This is a genomic window from Halobaculum gomorrense (assembly GCF_900129775.1).
Classification (GTDB): Archaea; Halobacteriota; Halobacteria; order Halobacteriales; family Haloferacaceae; genus Halobaculum; species Halobaculum gomorrense.
In genome coordinates, this window is record NZ_FQWV01000005.1 from 171902 (window position 1) to 190968 (window position 19067).

Below are 19067 nucleotides of genomic sequence, written 5' to 3' on the forward strand. Positions count from 1 at the left end.
GCGTTCGACCGTTATAGCGAGTTCTTGATCTTCTCGAAGAAGCCCTCGCTCACATCGATCTCTTCGCCGCCGGCCTCCGCGAACTCCTTGAGCGCCTCGCGCTGCTCGCTCGTGAGGTCGTCGGGGGTGACGACCTGCACCTGCACGTAGAGGTCGCCGTTGCCGCGGCGGCGCAGCCGGGGCATCCCCTTCCCCTTCAGGCGGAACGTCTCGCCGCTTTGGGTGCCCGCGGGCACCTCGAACTCGACGCTGCCGTCGAGCGTCTCCAGTTGCACCGTGTCGCCGAAGACGGCCTGCGGGAACGAGACCGGCTCGGTGAGGTGGAGGTCGGCGCCGTCGCGCTCGAAGCGGTCGTCGCCCTCGACGCGCACTTCGATGAGGAGGTCGCCGTCGCGGGCGCCGGGCTCGCCGGGGGCGCCCTCGCCGTCCATCCGCAGCGTCTGGCCGTCTTGGATCCCCGCGGGCACGTCCACGGTGAGGGTGGACTCCTCGCGGGTGATCCCCGAGCCGTCGCAGACGGCGCAGTCCTCGGAGTACAGTTCGCCCTCGCCCTCGCACTGGGGACACGCGCCCCGCTGTTGCACGCGGCCGAGCGGCGTCTGCTGCACCTGTGTCACCTGCCCGCGGCCGTCGCACTGCGGACACGTCTGCACGTCGGCGTCCTCGGGGTGTCCCGACCCGTCACACTCTTCACAGCGGGTCGGCCGCGCGACGGAGAACTGCTTGGTGACGCCGTTGTGGGCCTCCTGCAGGGTGATGTCGAGGTTCGTCCGGAGGTCCTTCCCGGGGCGCGGGCCGCCGCGGCCGCCGCCCCCGCCGCCGAAGAACTCCTCGAAGATGTCGCCGAGGCCGCCCATGCCGCCGCCGCCCATGCCGCCCCCCATCCCGCCGAAGGGGTCTCCCCCCATGCCGCCGGCACCCGCTCCGCCGGGGCCGCCGTCGAAGCCGCCGCGCTTCTCGGCCTGCTCGAACTGCTCGTGGCCCATCTGGTCGTACGCCTGGCGCTTCTCTTCGTCGGTGAGGACCTCCTTGGCCTTCTTGACCTGCTTGAACTTCTCCTCAGCGTCCTCGGCGTCGCTGACGTCCGGATGGTACTCCGTGGCCTTCTGTCGATACGCCTGTTTGATCTCCTCCTCGGAGGCGTCTTGGGAGACCCCGAGCACGTCGTAGAAGTCCTCGCTCATTCGTTGGTCGTACGTTCGTCGCTCGTGCTATTTCAATCGCGTGGCTCGCGGGAGGACTGATCGGGACGGGTCGCGCGGGGCGTGGGCCGCCGCGAGGGCCCGCCGGGACTGGCGCCCTCAAAGCGTGCGTGGAAACGGAAAAAGGGGTCAGCTGGCTCCGGCAACGCGCTCCTCGGACGCTTACGCGTCCACGTCGCCGTTCTCGTCCACTTCAGATACCTCGCTTCGCTCGGTTTCTGAAACTACGAAGGACTCGCTTCGCTCGTCCGTCGGGCCTCGGACGGGACGAGTCTACGACTCGTCCTCGTCCTCGACGTCCTCGAAGTCGGCGTCGACGTACTCCTCGTCGTCGCCGTCGGCGGCCGCGCCTGCGCCGCCGGGGCCCTGACCGCCCATGCCGCCGGGACCGGCGCCCGCGGCGCCCTCGGGGCCGCCCGCGCCACCGGGCCCGGCCTGGGCCTGCTGCTGGTACATTTGCTTGCCGATCTCCTGGAGCGCCTCCGAGAGCGACTCGGTGGCGTCCTCGATCTCCTCGGTCTCGGCGTCCTCGTCGGCGAGCACGTCCTCAAGCGCCTCGATCTCCTCGCGGATGTCCGACTCGAGGTCGTCGTCGACCTCCTCCTCGTTCTCCTCGAGGAGCGTATCGGCGCGCTGGACTGCGCTCTCGGCCTCGTTGCGGGCCTCGATCCGGCGGCGACGTTCCTCGTCCTCCTCGGCGTGCTGTTCGGCCTCCTCTTGCATCTGCTCGATCTCCTCGTCGGAGAGGCCGGCGCCGCCCTCGATGGTGATCGACTCGGCGTTGCCCGAGCCCTGGTCCTCGGCCTCGACGTTCACGATGCCGTTCTCGTCGATGTTGAACGACACCTCGATCTGGGGTGTTCCCGCGGGCGCTGGCGGAATGCCGGTGAGCTGGAACTCCCCGAGCAGCTCGTTCTCCTCGGCGATCTCGCGCTCGCCCTGGAAGACGCGCACCTGCACCGAGGTCTGGTTCGCCGCCGCGGTCGTGAAGATCTTCGACTCCTCAGTCGGGATGGTCGTGTTCTTGTCGATGAGCCGCTCAAAGAGGCCGCCCTTCACCTCGATCCCGAGCGACAGCGGCGTCACGTCGAGCAGCACGAGGTCGTCCACGTCGCCCGAGAGCACGCCGCCCTGGATGGCCGCGCCCAGCGCGACCGCCTCGTCGGGGTTGACATTCTTTTTCGGCTCGGAGCCGAGGATCTCCTCGACCTTCTCTTGGACCTGCGGCATCCGGGTCGAGCCGCCGACGAGGATCACCTCGTCGATGTCATCGGCGTCGTAGCCGGCGTCCGAGAGCGCCTGCTTGGTCGGCTCGACCGTGCGCTCGATGAGGTCCGAGGTGATGCTCTCGAACGTCGCGCGGGTGATCTCGGTTTCGAGGTGGACGGGACCGGAGTCGGTCGCCGTGATGAACGGGAGGTTGACGCTCGCCTGCTTTCGGGAGCTGAGCTCGATCTTCGCCTCCTCGGCGGCGTCCTTCAGCCGCTGGAGCGCCTGACGGTCCTCGCGGAGGTCGATGCCGTGGTCGTTCTCGAACTCGTCGGCGAGGTGGTCGATGATCGCCTCGTCCCAGTCGTCGCCCCCGAGATCGTTGTCCCCGTTGGTGGCGACGACCTCGTAGACGCCGCCGCCCAGATCGAGCACAGACACGTCGAAGGTGCCACCCCCGAGGTCGTACACCATGACAGTCTGGTCGGACTCGTCGTCAAGGCCGTACGCCATCGAGGCGGCGGTCGGCTCGTTGACGATCCGTTCGACCTCGAAGCCGGCGATCTCGCCGGCGTCCTTCGTCGCCTGGCGCTGCTTGTCGTTGAAGTACGCGGGGACCGTGATGACCGCCTTCTCCACGTCGTCGCCGAGATACTCCTCGGCGTCGCGCTTGATTTTCTGGAGGATCATCGCCGAGATCTCCTGGGGCGTGTAGTCCTCCCCGTCGATCTCGACGGTGTAGCCCTCGTCACCCATGTGCCGCTTGATCGACTGGATCGTGCGGTCGGGGTTCTGGACGGCCTGGTTCTTCGCGGGCTTGCCGACGAGGCGCTCGCCGTCGTCGGTGAACGCGACGACGGACGGCGTCGTTCGGTCGCCCTCGCCGTTCACGATGATCTCTGGGTCGTCCCCCTCCATCACCGCGAACGCCGAGTTCGTGGTCCCGAGGTCGATCCCGAGGATCTTGTTGGTCGCCATCTTGGCCACGAATAGCGCCGCGAGTCCGTTAAACGTTACTAGACAGAGCGTACCGCGGTCTTCACCGATCCCAACGCTGTATTGCGATTCGTCGCATCACGGAGTCGGTCGAGTGACAACGCTTATCACGAACCGCGGGTCGACCCGGCGGGGACCGGTCGTGGGACCCGGCTACTCCAGTGCGCCCGGACCCTCGCACAGCGCGGCGACCGCGTCGGCGACGATCGCCGTCCGCCCCGGCGACGCGAAGCACTCGTGGCCCCCGTCGTACAGGCGGATCCGGTCGGCCGGCAGGCGCTCGCCGATCGCGGCGGTGCCGACGAGACCGTCGGTCAGCGTGCAGAAGGCGACTTCCCCGTCGCGCGCGGTCGGCAGCGACGACTGCGCGCGCCTGACCTCGCGCGCGAACGACGGCGACAGGCCGATCGGCTCGCGCGCGCTCGGCTCCGCGAGCTCGCCCAGCGTCTCCCGATCCGGCTCCACCGAGACGAGTGCCCGCCCCGTCGGGAGCGCCCCGAGCACGCAGAACGGGATCCGCTGGCTCGGGTGGAGGCCCCACCACGGACTGAGGTGGACGGCCCGCTCGGGTAGCACGTCCGCCTCGATTGCGTGGGCGGCGATCAGCCCGCCGGTGCTGTGCGAGAGCAGGCGGTCTGCGGCCGGCCCGTCGTCGACTGCGGCGGCCAGCGGGTCGAGATACTCTCTCTCGAAGTCCCGCACGTTCGTCGGGATCTCGACGGCGCGAGTTCGGAAGCCGGCGTCGGCGAGCGCGTCGAGCAGCCAGCCGACCGCAGGCTGGTCGGGTGTGTTCCCCCACCCCATCACGAACCACAGCGGCTCGCCGTCGACGGGACCGTGGACGGTGACGTTCACACCGGCGCCTCTCGCGGCGGTGACTAAACGGTACGCCTCCGGACCGTCGCTGCGGGATGCCTACTGGCCGTCGCTGACGGTCACCTGCGCCGCCTCGATCACCTTCTCGGCCATTTCGTACCCCTGCTTGTACACGTCAGCGATGGTGCCATCCGGGTGCTCGGAGTCGACTCGCATCATCACCTCGTGTCGCTCGGGGTCGACTTCCTGCCCGGGCTCCGGGTCGATCACGTCGACGTTCTCGTCGGCGAGGACCCGGTCGAACGTCTCCAGCGTGGACTCGACGCCCGGACGGATGTCGGCGTCCTCGTCCTGGTCCAGCGCGCGCACGAGGTTGTCGCGGACCTCGGTCAGCCGTGTCACGAGCGACTCCGTCGCGCGCGCCTTCTCTTGCTCCTGGCGCTTCTTGGCCCGTTTCTTGTAGTTCTGGAAGTCCGCCTTCGTCCGCCGCAGGCTCGACTCCAGTTCCTCGACGCGCTCGGCCGACTCGACGGCCTCGCGTTCGAGCGCGGCCACCTCCTTCGCCAGCGCGTCGTCGTACTGCGCCACCTCGTCGGCCAGCGCGGTCGCGATCGCGTCGTCGCCGTCGCGCTCGGTCGACTCCGCGGATGCGCTCCCGCCGTCAGCGTCGGCTGCGGCGTCGGTCGCGTCCTCCGGGTCGTCGTGTCCGGCGTCGGCCTCGTCGCTCATACCCCACCGAAGCGGTCGCGCGGAAATACGGATTGCGGATCCGGGCGTGGACGGCGCCGACCGCCGACCGTCGGCGGCGCCGTCCCGCTCGGCGTTCGCCCCTCGCGCCTCCTGCCGGTTCTACTCGGTGTTCTCGGTGGCGTCTCGAAGGTCGTCGATCCGACTCGACAGCACCGACAGCGCCGCGTCGGCGTCTATGTACCCTTGGTCGTACTCGCCGTACACGTCGTCGGCGCCCGCGAGGAAGGCGGCCACCGCCTCGTTCAGCTCGGCTCCGTTCGGTTCGGTTTCCTCGCCGCCGGTGTCGTCGCTCATACCCGTCGCTACGGGGTTCCACCTTGTGTGGCTTGCGGGCGCCCGGGTCCCGTGGCGCCGGGTGCCCGCGGGCCGACCCGAGGAGCAGTCGACGGCGGACTTATCTGCCGCCGGCCGCGACCTCCGCGCGTGCCGCCGGTCACGCTCACCTACGAGGACGGGACGGTCCGGGTCGCGGGCGCGCCCGCCGAATCGCTTCCCGGGATGGAGGCGGACGCGCGCTCGGCGACCGGTCGGGCGCCGGCCCACCGATACCGGGAGATCCGCGAGGCGCTCCGCGAACGCGGCCGCGACGTGGACGACCGCGTGCTCGATCTTCCGGCGCTCCCGGCGCTCGACTCCGGGTACGTCCTCAGAGAGTACCAGCGCGAGGCGCTCGACGCCTGGGAGGCGTCCGACCGGCGCGGCGTCCTGGAACTCCCGACGGGAAGCGGGAAGACCGTGATCGCGCTGGCGGCGATTGTCGCCGCGGCGACGCCGGCGCTCGTCGTCGTGCCGACCGTCGACCTGCTGGAGCAGTGGCACCGCGAGCTCTCCGCCACGTTCGACGCGCCGGTCGGTCGCCTCGGCGGCGGCGAGCAGACCGTCGAGGCGCTCACCGTCGCCACGTACGACTCGGCGTACCTCCGCGCCGACGAGCTGGGCGACCGCTTCGGCCTGCTCGTCTTCGACGAGGTCCACCACCTCGGCGGCGAGGGCTACCGCGACATCGCGCGGCTGTTCGCTGCGCCCGCCCGGCTGGGCCTGACCGCGACGTTCGAGCGCCCCGACGGCGCCCACGAGGCGGTCGCGGAGCTTGTCGGCCCCGTCGTCTACGACCTGGACCCCGACGACCTCGCGGGCGAGCACCTCGCCGAGTACGAGGTGCGTCGGGTCGAGGTGGAGCTGACCGCCGCCGAGCGCGAGCGCTACGAGGCGGCGCAGGGCACCTTCGTCGACTACGTCCGCGACGCCGGCATCCGGTTCACCTCCGGCTCCGACTACCAGGAGCTCGTCAAGCGCTCGGGGACCGACCCGCGCGCCCGCGAGGCGCTGCTCGCCAAACAGCGCGCCCGCGAGGTGATGATGAACGCCGACGCGAAACTCGACCGCCTCGCCCGCATCCTCGACCGCCACCGCGGCGAGCGCGTCATCGTCTTCACCGCCCACACCGCCCTCGTCTACCGAATCTCGGAGCGGTTCCTGATCCCGGCGATCACGGCCGAGACCGGGACCGACGAGCGACGGGAGACGCTCTCGCGGTTCCGCGACGGCACGTACTCGCGGGTCGTCGCCGCGAACGTGCTCGACGAGGGGGTCGACGTGCCGGAGGCGAGCGTCGGCGTCATCCTCTCCGGCAGCGGCTCCGAGCGGGAGTTCACCCAGCGGCTCGGTCGGATCCTCCGACCCGGGGCCGACGGGACGAAGACGGCGACGCTGTACGAACTCGTGACGAGCGAGACGGCCGAAGAACGGGTCGCGCAACGGCGGCGGTAGGAGCCGTGGTCGACGGGTCGGTGACGGCGGGCTTCCAACCGGCGCGAACCGGTCCCGGCCTCAGACGATCTCGACGCGCATCGACCCGTTCCGGCTGAAGCGGTCGAACGACAGCGATGTCGCGACGGTGACCTCGGTTCGCTCGCCCGAGGCGACGGTCACCTCCTCGGAGACCGTCTCCTCGGATTCCTCCCCCTCGACGGTGACGCTCGCGGTGACGATCACGGTCCCCGTTCGCCGCTCGGCGCCGCGGTTCTCGACGGTGACGCGGACGAGCAGGTCGCCGTCGTCGCCCTCCACGTCGGCGAAGTCGGTGACGACGAGCCCCTCGCCGGCGCCCGCCGTCGCCTCCGGCGAGCGCGGCGGCGTCAACGGTCCGGACGGCTCGGCCGGATCCGCGCAGCCGGCGAGCGCGGCGACGCCGCTGGCGACGGCGAGGCGTGCCCCCGTCGCGAGCAGGCGCCTGCGATTCACATCTCCTCGGTTTCGCGGATCCGGTATGAGCCTTGCCCATCGCGGCGTCCGGTCAGGTCGGTCCGTCGGTCGGTTCCGGGTGGCAACACCGCCGCGGCTTTACCGCCCCGGACGGTACGTCCGCCGACGACCCGTGATCACGAAAGACCTCCTGCGCGTCAGCCGCCGCGGCGGCTACCGGCCGCAGTTCGTCGCCGGCGACCCCGACGCGCGTCGCCTCGCCGCGCGCGTGGTCGGCGTCTACCAGGGCCACGTCGGCGAGCGACGGAGCGACCTCGACGACGCGCTGGAGGCGCTGGAACGGGAGGCCGACGACTACAAGCTCGTCCGCGGGCTCGCCGCGCTGCTCGATCGGGAGGCGACGTTCGAGACGCGCGCGCCGCTCCCCCCGCGGCGCGCCCGTCGTGTCGCCTTCGAGGCTGCGGAGACCGTGGGCGCGGCGAGCGCCGAGGAGCGGGCGACGGTCCTCGATCGCGCGGGCGATCGCCTCGGGGTCGATCCCTCGGAGATCGATTCGTCGCTGTACGCCGACCGCGACGCGAATCGGGTGCTCGCCGCGTTCGATCCGCGTTGGGACCCCGAGGAGCTGCTCGTCCAGTACGACCTCTCGCTGGCGCAGACGGCGCTGTTCGACGCGACGGAGGTGCGCGTCCGGTCGACGGACCCGAAGGCGCTCGTCTCCGCCGCCAAGCGCCTCGGACTCCTGTACGAGATCCGCGTGCGAGAAGACGGGGGCCCCACGGACCGCGAGGTGGTGATCACCGGTCCGGACGCGCTGTTCCGCCGGACGCGACGCTACGGGACCGCCTTCGCCCGACTCCTGCGCACCGTCGCCGCGACCGCCGACGAGTGGACGCTGGCGGCGGACATCGACGACCGCGGGCGCGAGTACCTGCTCGAACTCGACGACGGCGACGTGTCCGTGCCGGGCGTCGAGCCGCTCGCCGAGCCCGCCTTCGACTCCGGCGTCGAGGCCGACTTCGCCGCCCGCTTTCGCGCGCTCGATCTCGACTGGGACCTCACCAGGGAGCCCGAGCCCCTCCGTGTCGGGGCGAGCGTGATGATTCCTGATTTTGCGTTCGAGTATCGCCACGCCGACTTCCGCGTCTTCTTCGAGGTCATGGGCTTCTGGACGCCCGAGTACGTCGAAAAGAAGCTCGCCCAGCTCGCGGACGTGGAGGACGTGGAGCTGGTGGTCGCCGTCGACGAGAGCCTCGGCGTCGGCGAGGAGATCGCCGCCCGCGACCACCGCGTCGTCACCTACTCGGGGACCGTCCGCGTGAAGGACGTGGTCGACGTGCTCCGCGAGTACGAGGCGGATCTGGCCGCCGAGGTGGCCGCCGACCTCCCCGCGGAGGTGGCCCCCGAGGCTGACGCGGTCGCGGTCGCGGACGTGGCCGCCGAGCACGGTGTTCCGACGGACGCGCTCGACGACGTGGAGTTCCCGGAGCACCGGCGGGTCGGCTCGACGCTCGTTCGGCCCGCCGTGCTCGACCGCGTCGGCGACGAGATCGAAGCCGGGATGGCGTTCGCTGAGGCCGAAGACGCCCTCGCCGACGCGGGCGTCACCGACGCGAGCGCGGCGCTGTCGGCGCTCGGCTACCGCGTCGAGTGGGACGGGTTGAGCGGCGGGACGGTCCGCGAGAAGTCGCCGTAGCGCGGCGATCGGTTCCGTTACTCCCCGAGGTCGGGGAGTTCTTCTTGATACCCCTTCGGCACCACCGACCGAAGTTCGTCATAGAGGTACAGTCCCACGCCGATCGGCACCTGATCGCCCGCGAGTTCGTGCGTCGCGATCAGATACCCCCAGTCGCCCTCCCACTCGGGGAGCTCCTGATCGTGGCCCGCGGCGAACGCCGTCGCCTGCCCCGGCGACAGCTCGATCACGTTCTCCGTCGCGAGGTGGCCCCACTTCCGGACGGCCGTCGTCGTCGGCTTCCAGTGCTCCTGGCGGGTGCGCAGGACGGTCATCCCGACGCCCTCGAGCTCCTGCGGGCTGGGAAGGTCGTCCGCGAAGACCCAGATCTTCCCCTTCCCCTTCTCCCAGAAGGTGTGGTTCGCGAACGTCTCCGGCGCGAGTCCGAAGCGCTCGGCCCACCAGTCGAGCACCTCCTCGCGGGTCGCGCGCCCCTCGACCTCGCGTTCGTCGGCGGTCGCCGGCAGCCGGTCGAACTGACTCCCGTCGTTGCCGGGGGCGCCCTCGCCGTCGCTCATGCCGACACCCCCTCGTCTTCCCCACCCACCCGGAGCTTCGCGAGGAAGAACCCGCCCGTGTCGTTGTGGTGGGGGTAGATCCGCGTCGCCTTCGCAACGCTCGGGTCGAACTCCTCGCCGTGCCACTCGGTCACGCCGTCGACCGACTCCAGCGGGCAGTCCCACTCGACGACCCGGCAGTCCTCCTCCCGGAGCACGTGATCGAGCACGGCCTCGTTCTCCTCGGGGGCGAAGGTGCACGTCGAGTAGACGACCGTGCCGCCTGGGCGCGTCGCCTGCACCGCGCGGCGGAGGATTCCCTTCTGGATGCCGGCGACCTCGTGGACGTGATCGAGCGTCCACGTGTCGAACGCGTCCGGATTCTTTCGGATCGTCCCCTCACAAGAACAGGGCGCGTCGACGAGCGTCGCGTCGAACTCCTCGAAGTCGAACCCGTTGAGCGAGTAGTTTCGCGCGTCCTGCTGGTCGACGAGGAGGTTCGTCACGCCCAGTCGCTCGGCGTTGTGCCGCAGCGCCGACAGCCGACCGAGGCTGGTGTCGTTGCCGACGAGGACTCCCGAGTCGTCCATCAGCGCCGCGAGTTGGGTGGTCTTGCTCCCCGGCGCAGCGCAGGTGTCCCACACGCGCATTCCGGGCTCGTGACCGAGCGCCATCGCGGGGAGACACGACACCTCCTCTTGCCCGTGGACCCAGCCGTGGGCGTACGGCCACGTCGTCCCGGGCGAGCGATTGGCCATGCGGAACAGCCCGTCGTGCCAGTCGACGCGCTCGTAGTCGGTCCCCTCCTCGTCGAACGCGCGGGCGACGCGGTCGGCGTCGGCCGCGAGCGTGTTGACGCGTACGACCGACGGGAGCGGCCGCTCGCAGGCGGCCCGCAGCGCCGCCTCGTCGTCGACGAGCGAGGCGTACCGGTCGAGCACGCCGCCGTCATCGTTCATACGCACGAATCTGCGCCGCCGCGGTTGTCCCTTTCGGACCCCCACGGCGCCACCGCGACCAAGATTTATGCTGTGAAGCGGACCACTACCCGTATGGCGCACATCGACGTGGTCTCCGAGCGCGAGTTTGACGACCCGGTGCTCATCGAGGGGTTGCCAGGCGTCGGGCTGGTGGGGAAGATCGTCGCCGATCACCTCGTCGAGACGCTCGACATGGAGCTGTACGCGACCGTCCACTGCGACGCGCTCCCGCCGGCGGCCGCCTACGGCGATGGCGACCGAGCTGTCACGACTCCGGTCAGGCTGTACGCTGCGCCCGCGGAGGACCTGCTCGTCCTCCAGTCGGACGTGCCGATCTCGCCGAGCGCGGCCGAGGAGTTCGCCGGCTGCATCGAAGGGTGGTTCCGCGAGGAGGGCGTCGTGCCGCTGTACATCGCCGGGATGGGTCGCGCTGGAGACGCGAACGAAGACGGGGAGGCGTCCGCCCACCCGTCGCTGTGCGGCGTCTCGGTCGGCGACGGCGCGGCGCTGTTGGACGAGATCGGCGTTCCGGAGCCGGAATCGGCGGGGCTCGTCTCGGGACCCACCGGTGCGCTGCTCGCGCACGCGCTCGAAACCGACCTCGCGGCGGTCGGCCTCATCGCCGCGGTCGACCCGCAGTTCCCCGATCCGGCCGCGGCGCGCGTGGTGCTGGAGGGAGCCGTCGAGCCAATCTCTGGGATCGACGTCGACGTCGAGACGCTCGACGAGCAAGCCGAACGCATCCAGCAGGCGAAAGCGCAGCTCGCCGCGCAGATCCGCCCGCAGGACGAGAACGTGACGCAGGCGCAGGCGCTGCGGATGTACCAGTGACCGGCCGAGGGGTCAGCGTCCGCACCCCCTCCGCCGTCCGGGCGGACCGCTTCGGTATCCGGACCGCGATGCTCGACCGTGCCTGCCGACACCGTCTGTCTCACGTTCGACTTCGACGCCGTCTCGCCGTGGATCCACATGGACGACGGCGGCCGCAACACGCCGACGAACCGCTCACGGGGGCTGTACGGCGCCGAAGTCGGCGTCCCGAACGTCCTCGCGTTCCTCGCCGAGCGCGACCTCCCGGCCACGTGGTTCACGCCTGGCCACACGATCGACAGTTTCCCCGAGGTCGCCGCCCGCGTCGCCGACGCGCACGAGGTGGCCCACCACGGCTGGAGCCACACGCCGCCGGGCGACTACGAGTCGAGGGCCGCCGAGCGTGCTGACATCGAGCGCGGGATCGCGTCGATCGCGGACCTCACCGGGTCGCCGCCGGCGGGCTACCGCTCGCCGTCGTGGGACTACTCCGAGCACACCGTCGACCTCCTGCTGGAGCTCGGCTTCGACTACTCCTCCTCCGGGATGGCCCGCGAGTTCGAGCCCTATCGCGTCTGCCGGGACGAGGCCCTCGTCGACGAGCCGTACGATCCCGGCGAGACGGTCGACCTGGTCGAGGTGCCGGTGCGTGGGCGCGCGACGACTACCCGCCGCTGGCGTTCTCCGGACAGCGCGGCTACACCGGCGAGCGGGTCGTCTTCGACGACTGGACGGCGCAGTTCGACCACGCGCCCGCCGACGGCGTGTTCGTCCTGACGATGCACCCGCAGGTGATCGGTCGCGAGGACAGACTGGCGAAGTTGGGGAAGTTCGTCGACCACGCCCGGGAGGCCGGCGCTGCGTTCGCCGAGGTCCGCGAGGTCGCCGCCCGAGCCGGCGACGCGATCTGAGCGGTCGCCGCCGACGCGGTCGCCGACCGCGCAGTCGACGGAGCCGGATTCTACTCGCCGATCAGTCCGCGGATGCGCTCGACGTACTCGGCGAACCCGGGGTCGGTCCGCTCGCGGGGACGGTCTAGACCCACGTCAACGACCTCTCGGACCCGTCCGGGGTCGGCCGCCATGACGACGACCCGATCGGCGAGCGTCACCGCTTCCTCCACGTCGTGCGTGACGAACAGCACCGTCTTTCGGGTCGCCTCCCACACCTCCAGCAGTTCCTCGTGGAGCATCGCCCGCGTCTGGGCGTCGACGGCGCCGAACGGCTCGTCCATCAACAGGAGTTCGGGGTCGACCGCGAGCGCGCGAGCCAGGGCGACCCGCTGTTTCATTCCGCCGGACAGCTGTGGCGGGTAGCTGTTCGTGAACCCGTCGAGTCCGACGAGGTCGATCAGCTCGTCGACGCGATCCGCCCGCTCCGACTCGTCCATGTCGGTCTGTTCCAGCCCGAAGCCGACATTGCCGCGGACGGTGCGCCACGGGAACAGGTGGTACTCCTGAAACACGATCCCCAGGTCCCGGCTCGGCCCGTCGACGGGGTCGCCAGAGAGGGATACCTCGCCGTCGGTCGCCTCCTCCAGCCCCGCGATGATTCGGAACAGCGTCGTCTTCCCGCAGCCGGAGGGCCCGACGATACAGACGAACTCACCGTCGGTCACGTCGAACGACACGTCCGCGAGCGCGTGGACGGGACCGTCGTCGCCGGCGTACGTCTTCGAGACGCCGTCCACGGCGACGCGCCGGGCGGGCGTCGCCCGCGACCCGTCGCCGTCGTGGTCGCGTCCGCTCACGCGCGCCACCCCAGGATCCGGTCTTCCGCGGCCTGAAACAGCGTGTCGAGCACGAGGTAGACGAGGCTCATCACGAGGATGTACGCGATCACCACGTCGACCGCGAGGTTCGACGCCGCGGTGAGGATCCGGTTGCCGACGCCGGCGACGCCGATCGTCTCGGCGGCGATGATGAGCATCCAGCAGCGCCCCACGCCTGTCCGCACCCCCGTGAGGATCTCCGGGGAGGCCGACGGGAGCACCACCTTCCGGATCAAGCCGAGATCTGAGCGAACGCCGAGCGACCGCGCCACGTCGAGCAGGTCGTCGGAGACCGACCGCACGCCGCCGTACGCCGCGTAGTAGTTAATCCAGAAGGCGCCCGCGGCGACGATGAACGCCGCGCCGACGTGGTTGATGCCGAACCACGCGATCCCGAAGCCGGTCAACGCGAGCGGCGGCACCGGACGGAGAAGTCGCACGAGCGGCGCGGCGCCGTCCTCGGCGGCGTCGCTCCACCCGAGCAGGACGCCCAGACCGACCCCCAGGGTCGTCCCGACGACCGTCCCGAGCAGCCAGTGCTGGACGCTGCTCGCGAGCGCATCGAGCGCTCGCCCCGACCGCACCTCCGTGAGGAATGTCTCTCCCGTCGCGAGCGGCCCTGGGAGCACGTAGTCGGGGTTGAAGCGCGCGGCGACGGCCCACACGAGGACGAACGCCGCCACGCCGGCGAGCCCGCGCAGTGCGCGGCGGGCGCCGGCACCTCCCTCGCGGGGATCGAACCGGTCGGCGAGTTCGGTCTCCAGGTCCGCACTCATCCGTCAGTTCCCCGTGACTGCGTCGTACGGATCGTAATCGAACACCTGATCCATCGTCAGTCGCTGGTCCGTCTTCCCCAGTCGCTTGGCGTACTCCGCGAACACCTTCGTCCCCGATCGGATCTCGTGGGGGTTCGAGATGAAGTTCGACAGCGGGGAGGCCATCGCCCGCTTCGCGATCGACACCGGGAGGTTCTGCTCGCCGATGACCGCGCTGGCGTGTTCGGCCGCGGCGTCCGGGTTCGCGTTCGTGAACGCCGTCGCGCGGACGTGCTGCTCGACGAACTGCTCGGCGAACGCCGTGTTCCGGACCTCGTCTTTCATCAGCGTCACCGCCGCCGGCTGGCCGGGCATGAACTCCCCGGCGAGCGCGAGCGGACTGTACGGCAGTCCCTCGGCCTCGACGCGGGTGGGCACCGGCTCCATGATGCTCGTCCCGTCGATCTCGCCGTTCGCGAGCCCCTGGAACACCGCTGAGGCGCCGCCCAGACCCAGCACCTCGGCGGCCGTCCCCGGCTCCAGTCCGTGTTCGTCGATCAGCCAGTAGCGCAGGAGGATGTCGGGGACGGACCCCTCGGGGAAGGTGCCGAAGGAGAACGTCGAGCCGGTGTCCGCCCTCCACTGCTCGAAGGCGGCCTTCGGGTCGTTCTGCTCCCACAGCGGGTGGAAGTCCTCGTGGGCCATGATCGCCATCGGCTCGACGACGTTGGCGGCGACGACCTCGGCGGGGATCCCCCGGTCGATGACGATCATCGCGGGGACGATACCGAACATCGCCACGTCGATGTCACCGGAGGCGAACGCCTTCACGATCGCCGGGCCGCTCGGGAACTGCTTGCCCTCGACCTCGCGGTCGATCTCGTCGAAGTAGCCCTCCTCCTGCATCACGAAGTACTGCATGTCCGGGTAGATCGGCATGTAGGCGACCGTTACGGGGCCACCCTCGCCGCCGCCGCCGAGGCAGCCGGCGGCGCCCGTCAGCCCCGCGGCGCCCGCTGTGCCCAGCCCCTTCAGATACGACCGTCTGCTCGGACCGGTCGCGGGTCCGTCCGCGCGTGCGTGGTTCGTCATACCTGTTCGAACGGCCCTGCCCCGCTTGCCCCCCGCGCCCCCGGTAACTTCCGTTCCTGTCGAAGTCGATTCTGATCGGCGCGATACGCCTTGAGACGCGGTCGGTGGACCGCTACGGCGGCAACCGCACGGGGACAGCGTGTCACAGAAAAAAGTAATATTTGCTTGTATTGTCGAAGCGCCGGCGAGGGTCGACCGTGCAGGCGCGAGAGCGCGGTCGATGACGCCGATACCCGTCGCGTGGACTCGCTGCGGGGCGCGTGCGTGTCCCTATCGGCAGAACGCGAGGCGGGCGGTCCCGTCGACGACGCGGACGCGTGGGGAAACGACTAACACCGCCGCAGCCGCGCGTTCCCACATGACGACGTTCTCCGATCGCGTGGAGCGGATCTCCATCAGCGGCATCCGCGAGGTGTTCGAGGCCGCCGGCGACGACGCCATCAATCTCGGGCTCGGGCAGCCGGACTTCCCGACGCCCGAACACGCCGGACGGGCTGCGATCGACGCCATCGAGGCCGGCGACACCGACGGGTACACCGGCAACAAGGGGACCGAGGCGCTACGCGAGGCGATCGCCGAGAAGCACGCCCGCGACCAAGGCGTCGACGTGCCCCCCGGCGACGTGATCGCGACCGCGGGCGGCAGCGAGGCGCTGCACCTCGCGATGGAGGCGCACGTGGACGCCGGCCAGGAGGTCCTGATCCCGGATCCGGGGTTCGTCGCCTACGACGCCCTGACGAAACTCGCGGGCGGCGAGCCCGTGCCGGTCCCGCTGCGCGAGGACCTGACGATCGACCCGGCGGCGATCGAAGAGCGCATCACCGACGACACCGCCGCCTTCGTCGTCAACTCCCCCGGCAACCCCACGGGGACCGTCTCCTCGGAGGCGGACGTACGGGAGTTCGCCCGCATCGCCCGCGAGCACGACGTGCTGTGCGTCTCCGACGAAGTGTACGAGCACTTCGTGTTCGACGGCGAACACCGCTCGCCGATCGAATACGAGCGCGACAACGTCGTCGTCGTCAACGCCGCCTCGAAGACGTACTCGATGACCGGCTGGCGCCTCGGGTGGGTCACCGGCGCGAGCGACCGCATCGAGCGTATGCTGCGCGTCCACCAGTACGTGCAGGCCTGTGCGTCCGCGCCCGCCCAGTACGCCGCCGAGGCCGCGCTCTCGGGGCCCCAGGGCGTCGTTGACGAGATGCGCGCGGCCTACGAGCGCCGGCGCGATCTCGTGGTCGACGGCCTCGCGGACGCCGGGCTCGACTGCCCGACCCCGCAGGGCGCCTTCTACGCGATGCCGCGGGTGCCCGAGGGGCTCGTCGACGAGTGCATCGAGCGCGGCGTCGTCGTCGTCCCCGGCGAGGCGTTCGGCGAGCACGGCGCCGGCCACGCGCGGATCTCCTACGCCACCGGGGAGGACGACCTCGAGGAGGCGCTCGAGATCATGGCCGAGGCGGCGGAAGCGGTGCGGTGACGATGTCGGACCACGGGTTCACCCCGGATCTCGACGCCGACCACGGCGCCCGCCCCGACTCGCCCGACGCGCTGCGTGAGGCGATCCCCGCGTGCGACCGCATCGCCTACTTCAACACGGGCGCGACCGGCCCGTCGCCGGGGCGCGTGCTCGACGCGTCGGCCGCGTGGGAGGGGTACCACAAGGTGGACGTGCTCGCGGAGTCGGACCCCTACGAGGTCGCGTTCGCCGAGTACGAGCGCCTCCGCGATCGACTCGCCGCGTTCCTCGACGCGCCGAGCGAGACGGTCGGCCTCACCGAGAGCACCGCCGACGGCGTCAGCGCCGTCGCCGCCGCGCTCGACTGGGAGCCCGGCGACGTGGTCGTCCGTACCGACCTCGAACACCCCGCGGGCACCCTCCCCTTCGAGCGGCTCGCGCGCCGCCGCGGCGTCGAGGTCCGCGTCGTCGAGACGGAGGACGGGCGCATCGACACCGCCGAGTTCGCCGAAGCCGTCGCCGGCGCGGAGCTGGCGTGTTTCTCGTCGCTGTCGTGGAACTACGGCACCCGGCTTCCGGTCCGGGAGCTGTGCGAGATCGCCGACGACGCGGGCGCGTTCTCTCTCGTCGACGCGGTGCAGTCGCCGGGGCAGCGCCCGCTGTCTGTGCCCGAGTGGGGCGCCGACGCCGTCGCCTGCTCGGGGCACAAGTGGTGTCTCGGGCCGTGGGGCGCCGGACTGTTGTACGTCGACCCGGCCGCCGAGGGAGACCTGCATCCGGCGCAGATCAGCTACCGGAGCGTCGACGACCCCGGCGCCGACGCGTACGAACTGAACCCCGGCGGCGCGCGCTTCGAGCGCGGAACCGCGTCGCTGGCGCCACACGTCGGCCTCCGGGAGGCGATAGAGACGATGGAGTCCGTCGGGCTCGACGCCGTCCACGAGCGCGTGCTCGATCTCGCGGATCGACTGACAGACCGGCTCGACAGCGACCGGCTGTTGTCGCCTGCCGACCCCGAATCCGGGCTCGTGGCGGTCGACGTGGCCGACCCCGAGGGGACCGTCGACCGACTTCACGACGACGGGATCGTGACCCGCGACCTTCCGGACCCCGAGGCGGTTCGGGCGTCCGTGCACGCGTTCAATACCAAGCAAGAGGTGGATCGGCTCGCCGAGGCGTTGAACGCCGAGCCGTAGTCGCACGACGCCAGCGGCCCCGACCTCGATGTCGCCGACGGCTACGACGCCGTCGAGACGATCTTGATCACGTCGCCCTCCGCCAGCTCGGAGTCCTCGCCGATCCGGCGGTCAGCGCGCGCGTCGACCGCGTGGAGGTACCCGTCGCCGATGTCCGTGTGGACGGTGTACGCGAGGTCCTTGGGGCCGCTGCCGCTCGGGAGCAGGAACGCGTCCGGGAGGGCGTTCCCCTTCGCGTCGGTCCAGTGCGTCTCGTTCTGGACGGGGAAGGCCGTGATCAGGTCGAGGAGCCCGTACACCGCCTCGTTGAGTGCTCCTTGGACGCCGGTCCCGTCGAAGTCAGCCATCACCTCGCGGATCTGTTCGAGCCCCTGCTCCTGCTGGTCGGTCACGTCGCCGACAACCGCGAAGTCCTCGTCGCCGGGGTCGTACTCGATCACGCCCGCCTCGGCCGCGCGACGGAGCGCAAGTTCGCCGTCGGCGGTCGCGGGGACCACCGGCTTGTCCGTCTCGTGCAGGCGCTCGATGTTCTCCGCTGGTGCGATGTCGGCCTTGTTCGCCACGAGGACGATCGGCTTCGTCCGGGCGCGGATCGCCGTGGCCAGTTCCTCGCGGTCCTCGTCGGTCCACTGGATCGGGTCGTCGGGGTACTCCAGCCCCCGTAACACGATCGTCACGTCGTGCTCGGTCGCGCCGAACCCCGTCAACAGGTCGGTGAGCGCCTCCTCGAGGTCGAAGTCGGGCGAGCGCGACTTGCGCTCGACTGACTCCCAGTTGCGGTCGAGGATCCCCGCGAGCCACGCGTCCATCTCCGCCTCGATGAAGTCGACCTCCTCCACGGGGTCGTACTCGCCGACCTCGACGGGCTCGCCCTCCGCGTTCGTCGCGCCCGCGGCGTCGACGACCTGGAGGATCACGTCGGCGTCGGTGAGCGCGTCGAGGAACTGGTTGCCCAGGCCCTTCCCTTCGTGGGCCCCCGGGACCAGTCCCGCCACGTCGAGCAGTTCGACCGGGACGTACCGCTTGCCGTCGTGGCAGTGCTCGTCGCCGCAGCGCTCCTCCCGGTCGAGACACGGGCACTCGGTGCGGACGTGGGTGACGCCACGGTTCGGGTCGATGGTGGTGAACGGGTAGTTCCCTACGTCCACCTCGGCCATCGTCGCGGCCGTGTAGAAGGTGGACTTGCCCGCGTTGGGTTTGCCCGCGAGCGCGATGGATATCATGGAGGCGAGTCGTCGGGGACGCCGAAAGGCGCTTTCGGTCCCGGGAACCGCGGCGACGCCCTGCCTCGCCGCGACCGTCAGCGCCGTGCCGTTCGCTTAAATACGGCGACCGGCTATCGCGGAGTATGACCACGCTCTCGTTCGACGAAACCGGCGTCGACGTCGTCTACCAGGGGACCGAGTTCCGCCTGGAGAAGGACCTGATCGAAGAGGCGACCCGCAAGTCGTACATGGACGTGACCGACCACGAGGTGCTGAAGATCGTCGAGAAGCGTCCCTCGCTGTCGGGTGAGCCGCGCCGCATCGGCGATATCGTCTGAGCCTGAGCCACCGTTGGCGACGCCGCCGCTCAATCTCGCCCGCGGACCGTCGAT

The 19067-nt window shown here is 70.6% G+C and carries 20 protein-coding genes; 8 read left to right on the forward strand and 12 right to left on the reverse strand.

Features of this window, described 5'->3' with window-relative positions; all coding sequences use genetic code 11:
* Positions 1-11: 11 nt before the first annotated feature.
* The 5 genes from dnaJ to BUE16_RS10620 all read right to left on the reverse strand — a co-directional run bounded on the left by dnaJ (position 12) and on the right by BUE16_RS10620 (position 5267).
* On the reverse strand, positions 12-1184 hold the full coding sequence (gene dnaJ / locus BUE16_RS10600) for a molecular chaperone DnaJ (RefSeq protein WP_073309426.1): 1173 nt from the start codon (positions 1182-1184) through the stop codon (positions 12-14).
* A gap of 291 nt (positions 1185-1475) precedes the next feature.
* Positions 1476-3389 carry a molecular chaperone DnaK gene (gene dnaK / locus BUE16_RS10605; protein WP_200778415.1) on the reverse strand — a complete coding sequence of 638 codons (1914 nt, stop codon included), beginning with the start codon at positions 3387-3389 and terminating at the stop codon, positions 1476-1478.
* A gap of 171 nt (positions 3390-3560) precedes the next feature.
* Positions 3561-4262: a lipase family protein gene (locus tag BUE16_RS10610; RefSeq protein ID WP_073309430.1), complete on the reverse strand. Its 702-nt coding sequence runs from the start codon at positions 4260-4262 to the stop codon at positions 3561-3563.
* 60 nt (positions 4263-4322) lie between these two features.
* The gene (locus tag BUE16_RS10615; protein ID WP_073309432.1) at positions 4323-4952 is read right to left on the reverse strand and encodes a nucleotide exchange factor GrpE; all 630 of its coding nucleotides are present in this window, start codon (positions 4950-4952) and stop codon (positions 4323-4325) included.
* Positions 4953-5072: 120 nt separating this feature from the next.
* Positions 5073-5267: a hypothetical protein gene (locus BUE16_RS10620; RefSeq protein ID WP_073309434.1), complete on the reverse strand. Its 195-nt coding sequence runs from the start codon at positions 5265-5267 to the stop codon at positions 5073-5075.
* 129 nt (positions 5268-5396) lie between these two features.
* Here BUE16_RS10620 and BUE16_RS10625 point away from each other — a divergent pair, with 129 nt between their 5' ends.
* Positions 5397-6743 carry a DEAD/DEAH box helicase gene (locus BUE16_RS10625; RefSeq protein ID WP_234972383.1) on the forward strand — a complete coding sequence of 449 codons (1347 nt, stop codon included), beginning with the start codon at positions 5397-5399 and terminating at the stop codon, positions 6741-6743.
* A 60-nt stretch (positions 6744-6803) separates the two neighbouring features.
* On the opposite strand, the gene BUE16_RS10630 is transcribed toward BUE16_RS10625, so the two are convergent.
* Positions 6804-7217, reverse strand: a complete 414-nt coding sequence (locus tag BUE16_RS10630; RefSeq protein ID WP_073309437.1) for a hypothetical protein — start codon at positions 7215-7217, stop codon at positions 6804-6806.
* A 133-nt stretch (positions 7218-7350) separates the two neighbouring features.
* Here BUE16_RS10630 and BUE16_RS10635 point away from each other — a divergent pair, with 133 nt between their 5' ends.
* Complete coding sequence (locus BUE16_RS10635; protein WP_073309439.1) at positions 7351-8874, forward strand: DUF790 family protein; 1524 nt, start codon at positions 7351-7353, stop codon at positions 8872-8874.
* Positions 8875-8891: 17 nt separating this feature from the next.
* Here BUE16_RS10635 and BUE16_RS10640 read toward each other — a convergent pair whose 3' ends face one another.
* Together BUE16_RS10640 and BUE16_RS10645 are read right to left on the reverse strand one after the other, a co-directional pair.
* Positions 8892-9431 carry a DUF7122 family protein gene (locus BUE16_RS10640; protein ID WP_073309441.1) on the reverse strand — a complete coding sequence of 180 codons (540 nt, stop codon included), beginning with the start codon at positions 9429-9431 and terminating at the stop codon, positions 8892-8894.
* The gene (locus BUE16_RS10645; protein ID WP_073309443.1) at positions 9428-10369 is read right to left on the reverse strand and encodes an RsmB/NOP family class I SAM-dependent RNA methyltransferase; all 942 of its coding nucleotides are present in this window, start codon (positions 10367-10369) and stop codon (positions 9428-9430) included. Before BUE16_RS10645 ends, BUE16_RS10640 begins: the two co-directional genes overlap by 4 nt.
* A gap of 93 nt (positions 10370-10462) precedes the next feature.
* Between BUE16_RS10645 and BUE16_RS10650 the strand changes: the two genes are divergently transcribed.
* From BUE16_RS10650 to BUE16_RS17360, 3 genes are all read left to right on the forward strand, one after another.
* Positions 10463-11221 carry a proteasome assembly chaperone family protein gene (locus BUE16_RS10650; RefSeq protein ID WP_073309445.1) on the forward strand — a complete coding sequence of 253 codons (759 nt, stop codon included), beginning with the start codon at positions 10463-10465 and terminating at the stop codon, positions 11219-11221.
* Between the two features lie 78 nt (positions 11222-11299).
* Complete coding sequence (locus BUE16_RS10655; protein ID WP_234972384.1) at positions 11300-11977, forward strand: polysaccharide deacetylase family protein; 678 nt, start codon at positions 11300-11302, stop codon at positions 11975-11977.
* A 2-nt stretch (positions 11978-11979) separates the two neighbouring features.
* On the forward strand, positions 11980-12111 hold the full coding sequence (locus BUE16_RS17360; protein WP_268762492.1) for a hypothetical protein: 132 nt from the start codon (positions 11980-11982) through the stop codon (positions 12109-12111).
* A gap of 50 nt (positions 12112-12161) precedes the next feature.
* Here the strand turns inward: BUE16_RS17360 and BUE16_RS10660 are convergent, their stop codons facing one another.
* From BUE16_RS10660 to BUE16_RS10670, 3 genes are read right to left on the reverse strand one after another with little or no spacing between them, the layout of a single operon-like run.
* Positions 12162-12950 (reverse strand): ABC transporter ATP-binding protein, encoded by a 789-nt coding sequence (locus tag BUE16_RS10660; protein WP_073309623.1) that lies wholly within the window; start codon positions 12948-12950, stop codon positions 12162-12164.
* Positions 12947-13747 (reverse strand): ABC transporter permease, encoded by an 801-nt coding sequence (locus BUE16_RS10665; RefSeq protein ID WP_073309447.1) that lies wholly within the window; start codon positions 13745-13747, stop codon positions 12947-12949. The genes BUE16_RS10660 and BUE16_RS10665 overlap by 4 nt, the downstream gene beginning before the upstream one ends.
* A gap of 3 nt (positions 13748-13750) precedes the next feature.
* A complete protein-coding gene (locus BUE16_RS10670; RefSeq protein WP_073309448.1) occupies positions 13751-14818 on the reverse strand; it encodes an ABC transporter substrate-binding protein in 1068 nt (355 codons plus the stop codon).
* Positions 14819-15176: 358 nt separating this feature from the next.
* Between BUE16_RS10670 and BUE16_RS10675 the strand changes: the two genes are divergently transcribed.
* Entirely contained in the window at positions 15177-16295 is a 1119-nt protein-coding gene (locus tag BUE16_RS10675) for a pyridoxal phosphate-dependent aminotransferase (RefSeq protein ID WP_073309450.1), read from the forward strand.
* A 2-nt stretch (positions 16296-16297) separates the two neighbouring features.
* On the forward strand, positions 16298-17470 hold the full coding sequence (locus BUE16_RS10680) for an aminotransferase class V-fold PLP-dependent enzyme (RefSeq protein WP_073309625.1): 1173 nt from the start codon (positions 16298-16300) through the stop codon (positions 17468-17470).
* Between the two features lie 41 nt (positions 17471-17511).
* Here the strand turns inward: BUE16_RS10680 and BUE16_RS10685 are convergent, their stop codons facing one another.
* The gene (locus tag BUE16_RS10685) at positions 17512-18693 is read right to left on the reverse strand and encodes a redox-regulated ATPase YchF (RefSeq protein ID WP_073309452.1); all 1182 of its coding nucleotides are present in this window, start codon (positions 18691-18693) and stop codon (positions 17512-17514) included.
* Between the two features lie 125 nt (positions 18694-18818).
* Here BUE16_RS10685 and BUE16_RS10690 point away from each other — a divergent pair, with 125 nt between their 5' ends.
* Complete coding sequence (locus BUE16_RS10690) at positions 18819-19013, forward strand: DUF5800 family protein (RefSeq protein WP_073309454.1); 195 nt, start codon at positions 18819-18821, stop codon at positions 19011-19013.
* The last annotated feature ends 54 nt before the right edge of the window (positions 19014-19067 follow it).

What these genes read in the sequence shown, in the direction of transcription:
- dnaJ (WP_073309426.1), bottom strand. Translation starts at nt 1,184, where the DNA reads ATGAGCGAGGACTTCTACGACGTGCTCGGGGTCTCCCAAGACGCCTCC.
- dnaK (WP_200778415.1), bottom strand. Translation starts at nt 3,389, where the DNA reads ATGGCGACCAACAAGATCCTCGGGATCGACCTCGGGACCACGAACTCG.
- BUE16_RS10615 (WP_073309432.1), bottom strand. Translation starts at nt 4,952, where the DNA reads ATGAGCGACGAGGCCGACGCCGGACACGACGACCCGGAGGACGCGACC.
- BUE16_RS10620 (WP_073309434.1), bottom strand. Translation starts at nt 5,267, where the DNA reads ATGAGCGACGACACCGGCGGCGAGGAAACCGAACCGAACGGAGCCGAG.
- BUE16_RS10640 (WP_073309441.1), bottom strand. Translation starts at nt 9,431, where the DNA reads ATGAGCGACGGCGAGGGCGCCCCCGGCAACGACGGGAGTCAGTTCGAC.
- BUE16_RS10645 (WP_073309443.1), bottom strand. Translation starts at nt 10,369, where the DNA reads ATGAACGATGACGGCGGCGTGCTCGACCGGTACGCCTCGCTCGTCGAC.
- BUE16_RS10650 (WP_073309445.1), top strand. Translation starts at nt 10,463, where the DNA reads ATGGCGCACATCGACGTGGTCTCCGAGCGCGAGTTTGACGACCCGGTG.
- BUE16_RS17360 (WP_268762492.1), top strand. Translation starts at nt 11,980, where the DNA reads ATGCACCCGCAGGTGATCGGTCGCGAGGACAGACTGGCGAAGTTGGGG.
- BUE16_RS10665 (WP_073309447.1), bottom strand. Translation starts at nt 13,747, where the DNA reads ATGAGTGCGGACCTGGAGACCGAACTCGCCGACCGGTTCGATCCCCGC.
- BUE16_RS10670 (WP_073309448.1), bottom strand. Translation starts at nt 14,818, where the DNA reads ATGACGAACCACGCACGCGCGGACGGACCCGCGACCGGTCCGAGCAGA.
- BUE16_RS10675 (WP_073309450.1), top strand. Translation starts at nt 15,177, where the DNA reads ATGACGACGTTCTCCGATCGCGTGGAGCGGATCTCCATCAGCGGCATC.
- BUE16_RS10680 (WP_073309625.1), top strand. Translation starts at nt 16,298, where the DNA reads ATGTCGGACCACGGGTTCACCCCGGATCTCGACGCCGACCACGGCGCC.
- BUE16_RS10685 (WP_073309452.1), bottom strand. Translation starts at nt 18,693, where the DNA reads ATGATATCCATCGCGCTCGCGGGCAAACCCAACGCGGGCAAGTCCACC.
- BUE16_RS10690 (WP_073309454.1), top strand. Translation starts at nt 18,819, where the DNA reads ATGACCACGCTCTCGTTCGACGAAACCGGCGTCGACGTCGTCTACCAG.